The organism is Vibrio sp. 10N.247.311.13 (genome assembly GCF_041467595.1).
Classification (GTDB): domain Bacteria; phylum Pseudomonadota; class Gammaproteobacteria; order Enterobacterales; family Vibrionaceae; genus Vibrio; species Vibrio crassostreae_C.
In genome coordinates, this window is the sequence record NZ_JBFSUX010000113.1 from 1 (window position 1) to 3,788 (window position 3,788).

The window sequence follows — 3,788 nt, forward strand, 5'->3', positions numbered from 1 at the left end:
AATAATCACCCATACTGGCCGTTTCTATCTGAGATCCAATTAGGAAACAAAGCCCAAAAGCGACTCAAGCTTTTGGACTTGAGCTGTTAGATATTGGGCCTACTTATGATTGTTCATTTATGGATAATTCGTTTTGTACTTTGAGCTTCATATTAGCTATTTTTTTCTCAAGTTGTTTCTTTTCAGCTTCAGGGTCATCATCGAAATAAAAGCCACCCCAACCGTGAGCGTCTAACTCGCATTCAAGATTAGCGAGTTCAATTTCATTGGTTAATATTTCTGCTTTCTGGTGATATTCATAACAACTAGAACCATTGCCATTCCAATCAATTGAACCTTCTAAGTTTGCATAAAGTTCAAACTTAACTCTTGTTTCTATACCTTGCTCAGTAGCAATCTTTTTAGCTGCTTGTAATGCTTCTTTACGCATGTCACGTACTTTGATTTCATCGCCAGCATAAACATCAAACCGAAGTTTTGTATTGTACTTTTTCTCGAATTTTAAAATTATATGAATTGCCATGCTATGCCTTATGATAGTTTTCTCAAAAGAGTACGTAATTGCATCTCGGTAATCAATGGTGCGTAATGATAAGTCAATGATTAAATACTCACCTCACTAGATGCAGTTTACTTAGCTTTGACCACGTCGTGAACGGTGAACTCGTCACTGTAGCTTGTTCATATGTAAGCGGTTAATAAACCAGTTAGGTCTTACTCTGTTTCACTGATTACAGCAATAGGGGTAGGTCTTGCGTTTTGCCTAACCAAGTTTTCAATACCTGAATTAATCCGTTGCCCGCTAATTTAACAAAATCTCTGGCAAGGTTCTGTCCAGAGATGTGTTATGCCGCCATGCTTTGGGATAAAAGCGCCTTAGAACTACTAACTTAGAGTGTGAAACATCTTAGACCATATAGCAGCACTTGAACCAGTGCCGCTAACAAAACAAGCGTAAGCTGAGACTACGCCAGAAACGTTATCCCCATCTACGCTCTGCAACAGTGGCTAAATCATATTCTGATTCATTATCTAAAAACCTCAATCTGCCAAAGTCTTTGCACAATGTATCTATAAAAACACCACTTTCTAACACAGTCTCTAGAGGCACAGGAACTATTTTATCGTTGGGAACATTACTTAGGGCCAACTTATAACGTTCATAAGAATGACGTTCCTCGTCGCTCAAAGATGACTTCGATTTATGCTCAAAAACTCGGCCATACAGCCAGAATTTGATATTGCCGAGAGAAAACTCGATAAGTGGTTCTCCGAAGCTTGTTCCATCTTTTCTATCATCAGCCTTAAGCATCGAATGAACCGTTAGTACCAAAGCTACACTGTACGATTTACCAGTCACCTCAATTTCGGGATATCCAATCTCACATTTATGATCAGCATCAGATAATTCATACAACTTGTCTTTTCTGATTCTTGCGGCATCGATGTTTTCTTCCCGCAAATAAGGGTGAGAATGAGCGGTTCCTATATATTGATACTGGTCTCCGAACACTTTCGCGATGTCTTTTTTAATCAAAAGAGATTCAGAGCTAAATTCAACTGAAGAGCGCCTTCGCTTTGCAGACGTCTCTACAGAGACATGATTTATCGTACATTTAAATGGATGTGTTTTGTTCACGTACCCCCAAAGGTGAGCGGCGGTTTCTACAGAAATACTCTTGCTGCCCTGATGTTTTACAGCATAAGCTTCTAAACCAGCCATGATTAGCTCAAATATCGCACTTTTGCTGACTGAAATTGTCGCGGTCATTTTTTCTTTGTTCCTTTTATTGACAATTATTTGCTTAATTTTGATTAGAGGTAAGACACACAAGAGTTATTGGGCGAACTCGACATGTTCTTTCAGTTTGTTTTTATAGCGCTCATAAAGCGAATCCCATACATCTTCACTTACCATGTCTAGTGGTACGTATTCTTCAAAAATGACACCACTCTCATCAGGGTAGGCAAGCTCGGTATACGCATAACGTGGGCCATCTGCATAAAGCGCTTCCCAACATTCGATGCATTCATCTTTAAACCATTCTTTTTTGATTGGCGCAGGGGTGTTATTCAGAAGATGAATTAAGTTCTTAGAATCAAAGAAACTATGCTCTTCACTTTTGACATTAAACAGGTAGCTAGAAAATAAATTGATGGCTCTTCCGTCCCATAATCTGTAGCGGTGGTAGTGAGACGTATAACGCTCCTTTACTCGATCGAGAAGGTGACGTTCACATAAAGCTCTTAAGTCGTTGTTCCTCAATGTTGGGACTTCTGGAATTGGTTCAACGTCATAAAAGCGTCTATGGCCAAACAAGTAGTGTTGAGTCAGCTTTGCGGCGATGGAATCAACGGAACCTTTAAGTGCAATGTCATTGCATGGCAGTTTTTGGGAAGAGTCTGCAATTTTGTTGGCCAGCGCCTTAACAATGTCTGTGGTGGTTGATTTGACTTTCTCAACCAATTTTATACTTAAATAGCCTTGAGCTGAGATTTTTAAAATTCCCTTTTGTGCAGGAATATAACGTGGAGAGGAAAGCGTGAGTGCTGTTGCGGTGTCTAGTGATTTCAAGGTCGCTTGCTGGTCTAAGTCAACCTTTAGGTAATCACAGAACACTGCCAACTGCTCTTTAAAGTCGTTCAGTAGCTCAAGTCTTTCGTTTTCTAGTTCTTGAAGCTCTTCTTTCGAAGCATCTTGATAATCCATAACTGACATATTATTCTCCTCACAATGCATTCAGTTGCATCAATATATACTCTCTTCAAAGAAAAATCTGATGATTTTGACGGAAACTCAAGTCGTTAGAGTGAACATGGCGTTGTTGCCTAAATCAGTTGAACCTTTTCGGAGTTCTGCGATCTGATCCCTTGTGATGGTTAGAGCGGTGATGACATAGGGGGTTTATCATTGACTTACACTTTAGTGGGGATTGGTTCGGTCAGAATACATCAAGTAATGAATAGAGGGTTATTTAGAGCATCGACCCTAACTGACTTTTGTCCAAAAGCTTCTCAGGCTGAATTTTTACTCGTGGCACTTTATAACTCGAAAGTGTCGGGTGGACGACACTTGTTACCAAGTGCCGTCTCCCTAAGAACCCAGCGTGCAACTTTCACTGCACTAGGCTCAAGCCTCCACGAAGGCATCGTTTGATACCCAGCAACTTATAAAGCAGTCGAAGCAGGTTCGTTCCAAGAGTTACGAGCTAGCCTTTTAGATTTTCTCTTTACCAAGTATTCTTGGTAAAGAGGGTCAAAGGGTGTCGCTGCACTTCGGATTTTCACATGCCTTTCTATTGGCACTTTGGCTATTTGGAAGAGATTGAACTGGCAATCCAAGTTTTAGACTTTGTTGGATGACGCCTTTTAGCCCAGTGCCATAACGTATGGAATAACTTGTGACCTACATATCCGAATACCTGTTTAGCTACGCAGTGCCGATAATAGTTCGACCATCCCCTGAGTTTAGGATTTATCAGTTTGATAAGATCATTCACTGGAAGGGTTACGTGCTTTTTGATGAGTTCACGCAGATTGCTTAAGAACATCAACGTATTGGATTTACTCGGCTTGATGAGCAGTTTCCCTTTGTACTTCCTATGGTTGAACCCAAGAAAATCAAAGCCATCGTTGATATGAGTAATGTGCGTTTTCTCTTCGGATAATGTTAAGCCTCTTTCCGCTAAGAAATCAGCAATCAGCAATCAGCGGTTTGATATCGTTCTCGAGCACTTCCTTTGAAGCGCAAGTGACGACGAAATCGTCGGCATATCCAATAAAGTTAG

Annotated in this window: 3 protein-coding genes and 1 pseudogene; all 4 read right to left on the reverse strand. The window is 40.4% G+C overall.

Going from position 1 to position 3,788, the window contains the following annotated elements; genetic code table 11:
- Positions 1 to 103: 103 nt before the first annotated feature.
- Positions 104 to 523, reverse strand: a complete 420-nt coding sequence (locus tag AB6E52_RS22770; protein WP_102320229.1) for a hypothetical protein — start codon at positions 521 to 523, stop codon at positions 104 to 106.
- A gap of 456 nt (positions 524 to 979) precedes the next feature.
- Positions 980 to 1,771: a hypothetical protein gene (locus tag AB6E52_RS22775; RefSeq protein ID WP_017062448.1), complete on the reverse strand. Its 792-nt coding sequence runs from the start codon at positions 1,769 to 1,771 to the stop codon at positions 980 to 982.
- Between the two features lie 66 nt (positions 1,772 to 1,837).
- On the reverse strand, positions 1,838 to 2,719 hold the full coding sequence (locus AB6E52_RS22780) for a hypothetical protein (RefSeq protein ID WP_102320228.1): 882 nt from the start codon (positions 2,717 to 2,719) through the stop codon (positions 1,838 to 1,840).
- A 449-nt stretch (positions 2,720 to 3,168) separates the two neighbouring features.
- Positions 3,169 to 3,788 (reverse strand): annotated as a pseudogene (locus AB6E52_RS22785) (group II intron maturase-specific domain-containing protein); the annotation flags it as partial.